Below are 13,268 nucleotides of genomic sequence, written 5' to 3'. Positions count from 1 at the left end.
CGAATTTATTCCACTTGATAAAAAATCGCCTTTGAGCACTTTTATGTCAAGTGATATATTTTCAAAACATTTCCCAATAGATGCATTTCAATGGCCCGACATAAAACCACTGCCGAAGGCGGTTATCAGCGCGGTGAGGAAACTCGAGCACGCATCATCGAGAGCGCCCTGCGGCTGTTCGGCGAACGGGGTTTCGAGGGTGCATCGACTCGCGACATCGCCACCGACGCCGGGGTCAACGCCCCGGCGCTGCAGTACTACTTCGACAACAAGGAAGGGGTCTACAAGGCCTGCGTGGAATACATCATCGACCGCGTCTGGGAGCAGTTGGCGGTCCCCATCGAGCAGGCCGAACAGGTGCTGAACGAGCCTGAGTGCGCCGATCAACACCTGATCGACACCTACCTGACGCTGCTCGGCGGCTTCATCACCTTCATCCACGACAGCCCCCGGGGGCGCGACTGGCGCCTGTTCATGGCCCGCGAGCAAGCCGGCTTCGGCCCTCCCGGCACCCAGGAGCTGATGGACGAGCGCCTGCACCGGCGCATCGGTGGCGTCACCACCGGACTCATCGGTCGAATCACCGGCTTGCCGGCCGGCGATGAACGCACCGTCATCCGCACCATCTCCATCAACAGCCAGGCCCTGGTGTTCCGCGTGCTGCGGCGGCAGGTACTGGCGGGACTGGGTTGGCAGAGCATCGATCGCGAGCGGATGGAAAAGGTCCGCGAGGTGCTGCTGGGGCAGACCCGACTGACGCTGCAGGCCCTGCTGCAGGAGCGCGGCACCGGCCGACTCTGAGCCCCCGGCTCTGAAACGTCGGAACCGCTTCGACGGTTGTTGACTCTCCCGTTAGGGGCACACCGTAGCCTGAGGTTTCACATTCAGGATGCGGTGATGATGAGCAAACGAGTACTGGTGATTCTGGGCCACCCCGCTGCCGGGAGCTTCTGTGGCGCCCTGGCTGAACGATATGCGGCGGCAGCCAGGAGCGTCGGGCATGAGGTGCGAGCAAACCGCTCCAAGCCCGGAGCCCGCACCGCTACGACTCAGACAGCCATCGCCCGGCCCGCAGAGTGACGCTGCAACGCACCGCGCGGCAGCCGATCCAGCAACAGGGCGATGGCCACGATCGCCAGGCCCGCACGCAGTCCCAGCCCCATTTCCATGCGCGACAGACCGCGGGTCACCTCGGCGCCCAGGCCACCGGCGCCCACCAGTCCCGCCAGCACCACCATCGCCAGGGACATGAGGATGCACTGGTTCAACCCCACCAATAGGGTCGGCGCAGCCGTCGGCAGTTCGATCTTGAACAGGATGTCCCGCGGTGACGCACCGGACGCCTGGCCCAGCTCGAGCAGGTCCCTGGGCAGTTGCCTGAAGGCCAGGGAGGTCAAGCGCAGCATGGGCGGAATGCCGTAGACGATGGTGGCGATGATCGCCGGGACACGTCCCAGGCTGAACAGCATCACCGCCGGGATGAGATAGACCCAGGGCGGCACCGTCTGCATGATGTTCAGGATCGGCAGGATGATCTCGTCCACCCGCTTCACCCGGGCCGCGATCACGCCCAGTGGAAAGGCGATGGACACCGAGATCAGCACCGCCACGCAGACCAGGGCAATGGTCTGGATCGAGGCCACCCAAAGCCCGGCACACAAACAGAAGGCCAGCATGCACAGCGCGAACAGCGCGACTTTCCTGTTGATCCAGATGGCCGCCGCCGCCACCACGATGGCGATGAACAGGTAGGGATGCGGCAGCAGCAATACGCTCTGCACCATCGCCAGCAGGGCTTCGACGCCCTGGCTGATCGCGCTGAACAAACCATGCAGGTGGACGTTGAGCCAATCCACGGCAGGCGCCAGGTAACTGCCCGGCGAAAAGGAATCGGTCATTGCGCAGCTCCTGTGCGGGTCGTGGCGGTGGCTTGCGCCAACCGGTCGAGAATCAGCGTGAGCACCACGATGGCGATGGAGGCGTTGATCGACTTGGCGATATCCAGTGTACGAATCGCTCCGTAGATCGCCTCCCCCAACCCACCGGAACCGACGATGCCGGCGATCACCACCATGCCGAACGCCATCATCAGGCTCTGGTTGATGCCGGCCATGATGCTTGGCAGGGCGAACGGCAGGCGGATCTTGAAGAACATCTGCCAGCCGCTCACCCCACTGGCATCGCCCAGCTCGATGAACTCCCGGGGTGTCATGCGGATCCCCAGGGAGGTCAGGCGCAGCGCCGGCGGCAACGCCACGATGAAGGTGGCGAGCAGCGCGGTGGCCGGGCCGTAGCCCAGCAAGGCGATGGCGGGCAGCAGGTAGATGTACGGCGGCATGGTCTGCAGCAGGTCGAGGCAGGGATCGACGACCCGATCGAGCACCGGAGCCAGGCCGGCCACCACGCCCAGAGGAATGGCGACGAGCAGCGCCAGCACCGTCGAGCTCAGCACCAGTGCCAGGGTACTGGCCGTTTCCGGCCACAACCCCATGTAGGCGGTGAAGGACAGCGCAGCGGCGCTCAGCACGGCAAAGCGCAGTCCCACCAGCCGCCAGCCGATCAGGGCCAAAACCGCCACCACCGCAGAGTACGGCGGCGTGCCCACGCACCACAGGACCGCCTGATAGAGGCCACTCAGCCAGGCGTTCATCGCATCGAAGACGAACGAGCCCTGGTCCGACAGCCATTCGAGCCCGGCATTGATCGCGGCATCGAAGCCGCTGGAGAAGTCCGGCGTGTTCATGCCGTCGCCTCCAGCACGCTCGCCACCGGCGGCACGCTTTCGTTGGCAACGCCTTGCACGCCGCGCAGCAGATCGCGCAGCGTGATCACACCGATCACCGTGCCATTGTGCTCCACGGCAACGGCGTCACGCTCGGACCTGATCGCCAGGTTGATCAACTGGTCGATGTCCGCCTCGGGCGAAGCCTTGGCCAGCCGTGCAATATCGACGCCCGGATGCGCCGCCTGGTAGGCCGCGAGCGGAGCCATCACCGAATGCGCCTTGATCAGGTGCAGGCGCGAGATCCCGGCGACGAACTCCGCGACATAGTCATCCGCCGGGTTCAGCACGATCTCCTCGGCGGTGCCGACCTGGATGATCACGCCATCCTTCATGATCGCAATGCGATCGCCGATTCGGATCGCCTCATCCAGATCGTGGGTAATGAAGACCGCCGACTTGCCCAGCGCCTTGGTCAACTGACGGAATTCGTCCTGCAACTGTCGACGGATCAGCGGATCCAGCGCACTGAATGGTTCGTCCATCAGAATCACTTCCGGGTCCGCGGCAAGCGCACGGGCCAGGCCCACGCGCTGCTGCATGCCACCGGACAGCTCGGCCGGGTAGCGCTGTGTCCAATCGCTCAAGCCCACCTTGGCCAGTGCCGCTTGCGCGACCTTCAGGCGCTCGGCCTTGGGAACGCCCTGCACTTCCAGGCCAAAGGCGGTGTTCTCCAGCACCGTGCGGTTCGGCAACAGGGCCACGCTCTGGAACACCATGCCGATCTCCCGGGCCCGCACGCTACGCAACTGCTGCGCGTTGAGACTCGACAGGTCGCGCCCCTTGACCATCACCTGGCCGGCGCTGGGGGTGATCAATTTGTTGAGCAGCCTGATCAGGGTGGATTTGCCGCTGCCGGACAAGCCCATGATGCAAAAGATCTCACCACGGCGAACCTCGAGGTTGACGTCAGACACGCCGACGACGCAACTGTAGTCCTGGAGTATCTGCTTCTTGCCATGGCCCTTCTCGACAACCGCCTGCATGGCCGCCGCCGAGTTGTCGCCGAAGATCTTCCATACCGACTGGCAGCTCACCAGTACTTCATTAGCGTCTGAACGTGGAGTAGTCATAGCAATCCCATTGAAACTTTGCATAACACAAGGCTCTTTCAAGTTCGGCAGCATTTAAAAAGGCAAATACGGCCTGATCAGTTCTTCTTGTTGTTTTCCCAACGCGCCATCAGGTCCTTGTGCCTGGCCGTCCAGGCATCGACGGCTTCGCCGACGGACTTGCCATCACGAATGTCGCCGTTGATGGCACGGATGTCGGCAATCGGGATATAGATACTGGCAATGGCTTCCCGGGCCTGGGGATTCTTCTCGGAAAAGCCTTTCTGGCCGATCCAGTAGTAGGTTTGCGACGGTGGGAATACCCCCTTGGAATCGGTGAGGTATTTGACATCGAACTTCAGGGACATCCAGGACGGATCCCACAGGGTGACGGCGATCCACTCCTTGCGGTCGATTGCCGACTTCAGGGCGGCGGTCATGGCGGCAGAACTGCCTTCCACCAGTTGCAGCTTGAGGCCGTAGTCCCTGATCGCATTGTTGGTGTCACGCATCAGGCCCGCCCCCGGTTCGATACCGATGATCTTGCCGCCGAACTTGTCGGCGTTGGCATTCAGTTCCTCGATCGAGTCGATGCTGACGTACTTGGGAACGGCTATGCCCTGGTAGAGGCCGTCGGAAATCGGCGAAACCCGCTCGAGCTTGTTCTTGCTCTTGTTCCAGTAGTCCTGGGTCAGGTAGTTGACCTGCGACACCAGTATCTGGACATCGCCCTTGCCCAGGGCGGCATAGGCGATGCCCCACTCGGAAAACTCGGTCAACTTGACGGTGTAGCCCTGCTCTTCCAGCACCTTCTTGGTGATCAGTGCCATCGGCGACATGTCCTCCCAGGCCATCGACCCCATCGTGATGGTTTTTTCTTCGGCCTGCACCGGGAGAATGACGGTAGCCATCATCAGCAAAGCAATGAACGCTTTCCAGATTGTCTTCATGGTATTTCCTCTACGAAGGTTGAGTGTTCGCCTTCTCAGGCATGCTGCGGGTGTTGTTATGGTTGTTGCCGCAAAAGCGATGTCGCTGGTGTGTTTCAACTACAGAGGTGGCAGGCTATTGATTGATCGGGTCTCACTCGCGCCCCGCGCGCCACTCGCGCAGCTTCAGGTCGGCCTTGGCGCCGATGCTCAGCAATGGCTGGGGTGGGAGCTTTTTCGGTGAGTCGTATTTCGACAGGATGTCCACCAGGGGGGACTTCAAGCCCATGGCCGCTTCCGCCGCCGCGATCCCGGCGGCACTGGACTTGGAGGCGCCCAGTCCATTGCAGGCACAGGCGGAAATCAGCCCGGGCTCGATCTCGCCAAACAGCGGCACGCTGTTCCAGGTCAGGGCCATCGGCCCGCCCCAGCGATATTGCATCTTCAGGCCGAGCAGCCCCGGGAAACGATCGGCGAACTTGCCATCGTGGACCCGACCAGCGCTTTGCACGTGCCCGTCATTGATCTCGATGCCGGCGTGATAGGAATAGCGCGAGCGGATCAGGATTCGATCGCCATCCGCCCCGCTCACCCGCCGGACCGTGGTGCCCATGGGCAACGCCGGGGTGGCCGCCCAATCGCGCTTGCCGGCCAGACGCCGGGGGTCGAATGGTTCGGTCATCGATGCATAGGTGAACACATGCAGCAGTTGGCTGGGGAACAGTCCGAAGCTCTGGGCATGCCCGTTGGTAGCCAGGATGATGCGCTGGGCACTGACGGAGCCCTCACGCGTCTTGAGCAACCAGCCGCCAGCCTGCTTCTGGAACGACAGCACCGCGCAGTTTTCATACAGGCTCACCGGGCTCCGCAGGCTGTCCGCAACCGCGCGGATATAGGCCGCCGGCTGCACCATGACCGTCCCGGGCATGTACAAGCCCGAGGTATAGAGCCTGCTGCCGGTGACCGCGTAGATGCCCTGGGCATCGAGGATCTCGTGCGACTCCCCCAGGCCCTTGAGTTGCTGGGCGTAGGTGCGGATGTGGGCATCGCCCTTTGCACTGATGGCGACGCTGTAGCGCCCGCAGGGGTCGAGGATCTCCCGGCCCCAGCCGTATTGCTCCGCCATGTCCGTGGCCAGGCCAATCGCCGAGCGATACAGGGTGATGTCACGGCGAGCCCGCTCGGTCGAGGTATCGCCAAAGTCCTCGGCGCTGACTTCGTGCGGCAGGTCGATGATGAACCCGGAGTTGCGTCCGGTCGCCCCCTCGCCAACCACCCCGGCCTCCAGCACCGCCACCCGCAGGTTGGCATCGAGCTGGGAAAGGCGACGTGCGGCCGACAGGCCGGCAAAGCCGGCACCGATGATCGCCACGTCGACCGTCACCGCGCTGCTGAGTGCCGGCCTGGCCTGGCGCGCAGGCAGCAGGCCGACCCAGGCGGAGAGGCTGTCGTTTCTTGGAAATTTCTTGGCCACGTACATGCGCTTGCTCCCACTCCTCAGGCGAGGTCCGACTCGAACGCGATCAACGGTTCCAGTGCGGCCTTGAGGGCACCGTTCCTGTCCTCGCCCAGGCGTGCCAGCGGACGACGCGGCTCGCCGGCGCCGTAGCCGGCCAGGGCCGCACCGGCGTAGACCGACTGCACGTAGTCGCCTTGCCAGATCAGCGACATGACCGGCTCCAGGACTCGCCAGATGTCACGTGCGCGGCTCCAGTCCTGCTCCCGGGCGGCCTTGACCACTGCGACGCAGGTTTTCGGTGCCATGTTCGCGCCTCCCCAGATCAACCCGGCGGCACCGGCGAACAGCGCATACGGCACCAGCGGGTCGGCGCCGTTCATGGTCGGCAGGCCGGTACGGATCAGCGAAGCCTGGGCGGCCAGGTCACCGCTGCTGTCCTTGACCGAGGCGAAGTTCGGAATTCGGCTCAGTTGCTCGAACAGCGAGGGCGTGACTTCCACCCCGACCGCCTGCGGAACGTTGTAGCCAATGATCGGCAGGCCACCGTCGGAAACGGCGGCATAGAAATCGATGATGCCCTGGTCGTCAGTCGGGCCTTCGAAGAACGGTGGCAGCACCATCACCCCGTCCGCGCCGCAGTCGGCGGCATGCCGGGTGCGCTCCAGCACGTCTTCCACCAACAAGGCGGAAGTCTGCACGATGACCCGGGCCCGGCCGTTGATGGCCTTGGCGCCTACCGCCACCAGCGCCTTGGACTCTTCCTGGCTCAGGTAGACGTGCATGCCGGTACCCGAACTCAGCACGAAGCCGTTCACGCCGGCGGCGAGGTAGCGTTCGATCAGGCTCTCGAAACGGGCATGGTCGACCTTGCCCTGGGTGGTGAACGGGGTGGTGATCGCCAGGTTGAGGCCGGAGAAAGCGAATGCGGACATGAAATCAAACCTCTTCTTCGTCGCTGGAGAGATCCAGCCAGATAGTTTTCAGTTGGGTGTACTGGTCATGGGCGTGGACCGAGTTGTCGCGCCCACCGAAACCGGACTGCTTGTAGCCGCCAAACGGCGTGGTGATATCGCCCTCGCCAAAGGCGTTCACAGTGACGTTGCCAGCCTTGAGGGCACGGGCCACCCGCAGCGCACGCTTGGCGTTACTGGTGAACACCGAGGCCGACAGCCCGTACTCGGTGTCATTGGCGATGGCCACGGCTTCCTTCAGGCTGCCGACGGTGATCACGCTGAGAACCGGACCGAAGATTTCGTCGCGGGCTGGCCTGGCGTCATTGCCCGAGACCTCGAGGATGGTCGGGTGCACGTACCGGCCAAGGCTGGTTTCACCGCCATGGAGGACTTTCCCGCCGTCACCGAGGTAGGAGCTGACCTTGCGGAAATGCTCGGGGGAAACCAGTGGGCCAATACGGTTGGCCGGGTCGAGCGGTTCACCGACGTGCCACTCGCTCGCCAGGGCCTGGATACGTTCCAGCAGGGGTGCTTTCACCGCTTCATGGACGATCAGGCGCGAGATGGCCGAGCAGTTTTCGCCCATGTTCCAGAACGAGCCGTTGACGATGTGCGCGGCCACGCCGTCGAAGTCGCTGATGTCGTCGAGCACGATGCAGGGGTTCTTCCCGCCCATTTCGAGCGTGACCTCCTTGAGGTTGCTCTCGGCCGAGTACTTGAGGAAACGCCGACCGGTGTCGGTCGACCCGGTGAATGACAGGGCATCGATGTCCGGATGCCGCCCGATGGGCTCGCCGACCTCGGCACCGGAGCCGGTCACGACGTTGAACACGCCAGCCGGAATACCGGCTTCGAGGGCTAGTTGAGCCACGCGCAACGTGGTGAGCGAGGTTTCCTCGGCCGGCTTGACCACCAGGCAGCAGCCGGCCGCCAACGCCGGGCCGATCTTCCAGGCCAGCATCAGCAGCGGGAAGTTCCAGGGCAGGACCAGCCCCACCACGCCCACCGGTTCACGCACGACCAGCGCCAAGTGCGCGTCGGAGGCCGGCGAAACCTGGTCGTAGAGCTTGTCGATGGCCTCGGCGTGCCACTTCAGGCAGTTGATGGTCTCGGGGACGTCGACTGTCACGCAATCGAGGATGGTCTTGCCGCTGTCCAGGCTCTCCATCACGGCCAGCTCGACCGAATGCTCCTCGATCAACGCCGCCAGGCGCAGGATCGCCTGCTTGCGTGCCGCCGGGTGCTGCTTCGACCAGCGGCCGTCGTCAAAGGCCTCACGCGCTGCCGCCACCGCCACGTCCACGTCCGCGGTGGCGCAGGCCGCTACCTGCGCCAGGGCCTCGCCATTGGCGGGATTGGAGGTGGAGAAAGTTGCACCGGAAAGGGCCGCCCGTTGTTCGCCGGCAATGATCGCTTTCGTCGGGAAAACGATATTACGCGCAATGGATTGATACTCTTCCAGGCTTTTAAGTTGCGTCACAGTATTGCCTCCCAATGGGCACACTTTTATATGAAGCCGTGTTTTTGGGCATGAACAGGCCGGCCACAGCTTCACGCTAGTTCGATGAGTGGCAGCCAAACAATAAAGACGGAGCTACTATCAAAAAGTACAAGGCACTTATTTGATGTGAGTGATCAGCACGCGAGTTTTATTGTTGTTTGCCTACAGCTATAACAGCCCAAGGCATGTCCGCATGGTTTAGGTAAGAGACTGCCATTCACCTCGAAAAGTGCTTGTCAGCTTTCGAGGTGAAGGATAGAGCGAGGGGAAAAATCGGGAAAACGACTTTTACGGCGAGCTATTGATGAGCTGGGCTCATGACTCGTGGGGCTCCACGTGCACCGCGAACTGTTCGGTGAGCCAGTCACGCAGCTTGCAGCAGCTCGGGTCACGGCCCTTGTCCTCCTTGAAACTGAGGTAATGCAGGGTTTCCCGGTGCACCAGTTGCTCCTGGACCGGACGCACCAGCAGTCCCTGCTCGATCAGCGGTGCGACCAGGTAATGCCAGCCCAGCGCGACGCCCTGGTGACTCAGGGCCAGCTGGATGATCAGGTTGTAGTCGTTGGCATTGAAGAAATGCGGGGCATGGCTGGGCCGTGCCTTGAAGTCGATACCGTGGTAGGCGAACCAGACATCCCAGTCGACGTGCTCGGCCACCTGGGAGCGGCCATAGGGGCTGAGGTTCAGCAAGGCGGTGTCGCGAAAATCCTGCAGGGTCTGCAACTCGGGATGCCGTTCCAGGTACTGCGGCGTGCACACCGGGTAGATCACATCGCACATCAACGGCTGGCTGTGATAACCATCGTGGCCCATCATCAACTTGCAGATGATCATGTCCGGGTGGACGCCGGTCTCCAGGGACAGGAAGTTCTGCGTGACCACCAGGTTCAGGTCGATCTCCGGATGGGCCTGGAAGAAATCCGGCAGCCTGGGCGCCAGCCAGAAATTGGCAAAGGCATGCGAGCAGCACAACGTGACCACATGCTTGGAACTAGCATTGCTGCGGATGCGCTCGGCGGCCTGGCCGATATTGGTGAAGGACAACTGCACCACGTCAAAAAAGATCGAGCCGGCTGAAGTCAGCTCCACCGCGCGCCCTGCGCGGGTGAAGAGTTCGGCGCCGAGGTGCTCTTCGAGCTCGCGGATCTGCCGGCTGATGGCGCCTTGCGTCACGCAAAGGGCCTCGGCCGCCCGGGTGAAATTCTGATACCGGGCTGCCGCCACAAACGCCTTGACCGCTCGCAACGAGGGCAGCTTGATGAGGCTTTGATCGGGGTCGGTCGCTTTAACCATTACGGAATCTCATCAATAGCTTGTAGAAAATGTCGGTTCTTCTGCCGACCGCTTGTCCCTAGACTTCGCACGAAAGAAGTGAACAAATCATCCGGTCCCTGCACTAGCAGATTATCCGATTTACCTATAGAGCGGGCGAAAACCGCCTGGGTAACTTTCCCCTTTCGATAGCAAAGCTGCCCCATACAAAAACAATCCCGGGAGTCTATTAAAGACATGCAAGCGAAAACTGCAGTATTAGACCTGATCAAACAACGCAAGGCGCAACATGGACTCCCTGGATCCGTGTATTCGGATGTCGATGTCTATCGCCAGGATCTCGAACAGATCTGGCACCGCGAGTGGATCTTCGCCGGGCATACCTTCGAGCTGGAAAAGACCGGCCAGTACCTGACCCTGCAGATCGGCGATTACCCCATCGTCGTGGTACGCGGCAAGGACGGTGCCGTTCGCGCCTTTCACAACGCCTGCCGGCATCGCGGTTCCAAGGTCTGCAGCGAAGACAAGGGCAAGGTGGCCAAGCTCGTCTGCCCCTACCACAAATGGACCTTCGAGCTGGACGGCAAGCTACTGTACGCCGGCAACATGGGCCCGGACTTCAACCTTGCCGAGCATGACCTGATCCCGGCGCATTGCGAAATCGTGCACAGCTACATCTATGTCTGCGTGGCGAAAGTCGCACCGGACTTCGAGAAATTCCGCAGTGCCGTCTCCCCCTTCATCGGTCCACACTACCTGGAAGACTGCAAGGTTGCCTTCGAGGCCACCCTGGTGGAAAAAGGCAACTGGAAACTGGTGTTTGAAAACAACCGTGAGTGCTATCACTGCGACGGCACTCACCCGGAGCTGTTGAGCTCCTACACCGAACTGGCCTCGGTGCGTGGCGGTGGCGAGGAAGACCCGGCACTGGCTGAGTACTGTGATACCTGCGAGGCCGCAGGCCTGGCCAGCCGTCAGGTGATGGACCCGGCCGGCCAGTTTCGCATGACCCGTATCCCGCTCAACCCGGGGGCCAGCAGCTACACCCTGGACGGCCAGCCTGCCGTGGTCGGACGCCGCCTGGACCGTAGCGGCGTGGACAACATCGGTGCCCTGCTCTACTTCAACTACCCCTCGACCTGGAACCACTTCCTGGGCGACCACGCCTTGAGTTTCCGCGTGCTGCCGGTCGGCCCGGGTGAAACGGTGGTCACCACCAAATGGCTGGTGCCCAAGGACGCCCAGGAGGGCGTGGACTATGACATCGAACGCCTGACCAAGGTCTGGATGGCCACCAACGACCAGGACCGCCGGCTGGTCGAGGGCGCCCAGGTCGGCGTGACCTCCCCGGCCTACACGCCAGGTCCCTACTCACCGCTGATCGAAACCGGCGTCAACCAGTTCGTCGATTGGTACTGCGAACTGCTGACCCGGCGCATCAGCGAGTCATTGCCCATCGCGGTCGGCTGAGCGCAACCCGGTCGGAGGACTCACGCTTCCGGCCGGGCCTGGAAACAGCCAGCCAGTTGCAGAATAACCCTCCTGGAGAACGCTGTTTCGAGCAAGGACCTGATGCACTTTCCGAGCGATAAGCTACCCCGCGACATGATCTCCAACGGATCAGCTTTTTACATGAACCCTTGTCTTCAGGGCATGAACTAGCGGGACCCGGCTACATGAGTAGAAAGCCGACAAACAAAGTGGCGTTAATATCAAAAAGCCATACTCCTTACTTGATATGTATCTCATACAACGACTGCAATCTGGATAGACTCTGATCGGACTTGATTTCACTTAGCCATCATGCAGCCTTACAGGAGTCATTTGAGCACGAACGTGCCAATCCATAACGCACGGCTGCGGCAGGATCCATTGAGCTCGTGCAAGGGCAATAGATATCAAAGAGCCACTAATTGTAAGTACCCGGAAATACGGCTTCCGAGTTTGTCGAACAGTTCAAACATCTGATCATCGAGAGCGAATATCGATTGACTGACTAGTCACCATTGACTATACCGTCTTCCAGGGACGGAACCCGGTCATCGACGATTTCAGAAAAGATCGTTGCGAGTTGAAGTAATTCCCGCCCCTTCTGGTACAGCAGTACGCGAAAGGACACCGGGCATTTCGCGTTGTCATGGAAGGACAGACGCCTTGAGCATTCTCGATACGAGCATCAAACCCTCAGCCGAGGACACAGCCGATCGTTTCACCGTACGCCATCTCGGCGACTGGCTGGTGTTCTGCCTGATTCTCTACATCAGCAGTGAACTGGACCGCATGCTGGGCCTCTGGCTCCTGCTGATCCCTTTGCTCACGGCCCCTGCGCTGGTCGCTTCCGGGAGCTTCGTCGTCGGTTTCGTGGCCAACCTCTGGACACGCCGCTGGAAACGCCTGGTCTCGGTTGTCGTCGCCCCGGTCATCACCGTCGGCCTGCTGACCGCCTCGTACCACTATGGCGTGGATGCCGGCTGGGTGAGCTTCCAGCTGAAACGGCATGTCTATCTGGAGATGATCCGCAGCCTGCCGCAGTCATCCGCCAAGTATCACGAGTGGAGCTGGGGTTCGACCGGCGGCGATGCCGGCACGAACGTGGCCTACACCCTGGTCTACGATGAAACGGACAAGCCGCTGACGCAGCCCAAGAACGACAAGCGCTGGCAGGCTGATGCCTCGGTACAACCCTACGGACACCACTTCTTCCTGGTGACCGAACTGCGTTGAAGGCCATTACGGCCCGGTTGGGATGATCCTCAACCAGGGCCACCGAGCCTGATAGCTTTTTGCTTTCAGCTCGAACAGGTGAGGATCAGGGTGTTCAGGGTTGATACGCAGAATGCCCTGCTCCACGTCAGTCAGCCCATACGGCGCATAGAGCTCGCCGGTGGCAACCTCCAACCCGATGCACGTCCCGGCAACCAGGTAGCGATCGATCCCCTCCCGGGTTGAATGCAGTTGGGAGTAGCAGCGGCCAAACCGTTCCTTGTACCAGAGGTGGACCCGGGCCTGGTTCTTCGCCTCGATGTTGACCCCAAGATCCTTGAAAAGTCGCTCGACCGAGCGAATGACCGCATCCTCGGCTTCCCAGGACAGGTCCTCGTCGAAGTAGAAAATGTCATAGTCCTTTATTCCCCAGTCGGCCGGCAGTTTCGCCTGCTGATTCCACACCGCCTGAAACAGGCAGCCTGCGGCGAGCATGCACTGCCCCAGCCCCAGCGAAGGCAAGCGTGAGGTGATCTCGGCGTTTATCGGGTTGGCCATGGCCAGGCTGATCAGGCGTTCGACAGTCAGTGTCATGAGGGAGTCCCTTGGGATCGATC

At 61.6% G+C, this 13,268-nt stretch carries 12 protein-coding genes and 1 pseudogene; 4 read left to right on the top strand and 9 right to left on the bottom strand.

Annotated elements, in window-relative coordinates; all coding sequences use genetic code 11:
- The first annotated feature begins 90 nt into the window (after positions 1–90).
- Complete coding sequence (locus HU752_RS14480) at positions 91–801, top strand: CerR family C-terminal domain-containing protein (protein ID WP_186688556.1); 711 nt, start codon at positions 91–93, stop codon at positions 799–801.
- A 96-nt stretch (positions 802–897) separates the two neighbouring features.
- Positions 898–1,020: pseudogene (locus HU752_RS31755) on the top strand (NAD(P)H-dependent oxidoreductase); the annotation flags it as partial.
- A gap of 29 nt (positions 1,021–1,049) precedes the next feature.
- On the opposite strand, the gene HU752_RS14475 reads toward HU752_RS31755, so the two are convergent.
- From HU752_RS14475 to HU752_RS14440, 8 genes are all read right to left on the bottom strand, one after another.
- On the bottom strand, positions 1,050–1,898 hold the full coding sequence (locus tag HU752_RS14475; RefSeq protein WP_186688553.1) for an ABC transporter permease: 849 nt from the start codon (positions 1,896–1,898) through the stop codon (positions 1,050–1,052).
- On the bottom strand, positions 1,895–2,743 hold the full coding sequence (locus HU752_RS14470) for an ABC transporter permease (RefSeq protein ID WP_186688550.1): 849 nt from the start codon (positions 2,741–2,743) through the stop codon (positions 1,895–1,897). The genes HU752_RS14475 and HU752_RS14470 overlap by 4 nt, the downstream gene beginning before the upstream one ends.
- Positions 2,740–3,855 (bottom strand): quaternary amine ABC transporter ATP-binding protein, encoded by a 1,116-nt coding sequence (locus HU752_RS14465; protein WP_186688548.1) that lies wholly within the window; start codon positions 3,853–3,855, stop codon positions 2,740–2,742. Before HU752_RS14465 ends, HU752_RS14470 begins: the two co-directional genes overlap by 4 nt.
- A 77-nt stretch (positions 3,856–3,932) precedes the next feature.
- The gene (locus tag HU752_RS14460; protein ID WP_186688546.1) at positions 3,933–4,784 is read right to left on the bottom strand and encodes a glycine betaine ABC transporter substrate-binding protein; all 852 of its coding nucleotides are present in this window, start codon (positions 4,782–4,784) and stop codon (positions 3,933–3,935) included.
- Between the two features lie 133 nt (positions 4,785–4,917).
- The gene (locus HU752_RS14455; RefSeq protein WP_202894701.1) at positions 4,918–6,243 is read right to left on the bottom strand and encodes an NAD(P)/FAD-dependent oxidoreductase; all 1,326 of its coding nucleotides are present in this window, start codon (positions 6,241–6,243) and stop codon (positions 4,918–4,920) included.
- A 17-nt stretch (positions 6,244–6,260) separates the two neighbouring features.
- A complete protein-coding gene (locus HU752_RS14450; protein ID WP_186688544.1) occupies positions 6,261–7,154 on the bottom strand; it encodes a dihydrodipicolinate synthase family protein in 894 nt (297 codons plus the stop codon).
- Between the two features lie 4 nt (positions 7,155–7,158).
- Entirely contained in the window at positions 7,159–8,655 is a 1,497-nt protein-coding gene (locus HU752_RS14445; protein ID WP_186688542.1) for an aldehyde dehydrogenase, read from the bottom strand.
- Between the two features lie 336 nt (positions 8,656–8,991).
- Positions 8,992–9,969 (bottom strand): LysR substrate-binding domain-containing protein, encoded by a 978-nt coding sequence (locus HU752_RS14440; RefSeq protein WP_186688540.1) that lies wholly within the window; start codon positions 9,967–9,969, stop codon positions 8,992–8,994.
- A gap of 216 nt (positions 9,970–10,185) precedes the next feature.
- Between HU752_RS14440 and HU752_RS14435 the strand changes: the two genes are divergently transcribed.
- Positions 10,186–11,418, top strand: a complete 1,233-nt coding sequence (locus tag HU752_RS14435; protein WP_186688538.1) for an aromatic ring-hydroxylating oxygenase subunit alpha — start codon at positions 10,186–10,188, stop codon at positions 11,416–11,418.
- Between the two features lie 684 nt (positions 11,419–12,102).
- Entirely contained in the window at positions 12,103–12,672 is a 570-nt protein-coding gene (locus HU752_RS14430) for a hypothetical protein (protein WP_186688535.1), read from the top strand.
- A 6-nt stretch (positions 12,673–12,678) separates the two neighbouring features.
- Here the strand turns inward: HU752_RS14430 and HU752_RS14425 are convergent, their stop codons facing one another.
- Positions 12,679–13,245 carry a nucleotidyltransferase family protein gene (locus tag HU752_RS14425; protein ID WP_186688532.1) on the bottom strand — a complete coding sequence of 189 codons (567 nt, stop codon included), beginning with the start codon at positions 13,243–13,245 and terminating at the stop codon, positions 12,679–12,681.
- Positions 13,246–13,268 lie beyond the last annotated feature (23 nt).

This window comes from Pseudomonas vanderleydeniana (assembly GCF_014268755.2).
GTDB classification, from domain to species: domain Bacteria; phylum Pseudomonadota; class Gammaproteobacteria; order Pseudomonadales; family Pseudomonadaceae; genus Aquipseudomonas; species Aquipseudomonas vanderleydeniana.
Note: the sequence above shows the minus strand (reverse complement) of the source record. Positions and strands in the feature narration are given on the sequence as shown.